This window comes from Pseudoalteromonas rubra (assembly GCF_005887095.1).
Lineage (GTDB): Bacteria > Pseudomonadota > Gammaproteobacteria > Enterobacterales > Alteromonadaceae > Pseudoalteromonas > Pseudoalteromonas rubra_E.
This window is the reverse complement of record NZ_PNCI01000075.1, coordinates 1-532: the sequence shown is the minus strand read 5'-3', so window position 1 is coordinate 532 and position 532 is coordinate 1. Positions and strand designations below refer to the sequence as shown.

The window sequence follows — 532 nt, the reverse complement described above, 5'->3', positions numbered from 1 at the left end:
GGACATGGCGAAAGCTGCATCTGGCCGTTGATGCAAATACACACCAAATAATAGGCGCTGAGTTGTCTACAATCTCCGTAGCTGATTCAGAAGTTCTGGGTGATTTACTCAGACCATTGCGCAGGAAGATCAGCTCGGTAAAAGCGGATGGCGCATATGATACTAGAGGCTGTTATGCCGAAGTAGCAGCCAAAAAGGCCGACGCAGTGATCCCACCGAGGTGTAACGCGCAGTTGTGGGAAGATGGACATGCTCGCAACAGCGCGGTTATTTTAACAAAGCATATAGGCAGCAGTGAGTGGAAAAAGTGTGTTAACTACCATCAACGTTCACTGGCTGAAACAGCAATGTACCGATATAAACAGCTGATGGGTGACAAGCTGGTCAGTCGTGGATTCAATCAGCAGCACACTGAAGCGATGGTCAAAGTGAAAGTGCTCAATAGAATGGCTGGGCTAAGTATGCCTGAATATCAGGGAAACAGCTGAAATCGCATTGTTGCCTAAGCTATCTGGATTTGATCAACAAGGCC

The 532-nt window shown here is 47.6% G+C and carries 1 protein-coding gene; it reads left to right on the top strand.

The window, feature by feature from the left end; all coding sequences use genetic code 11:
* A partial coding sequence (locus CWB99_RS22285) for an IS5 family transposase (protein WP_138686228.1) occupies positions 1–488 on the top strand: 488 nt, incomplete at its 5' end.
* Positions 489–532: the final 44 nt, after the last annotated feature.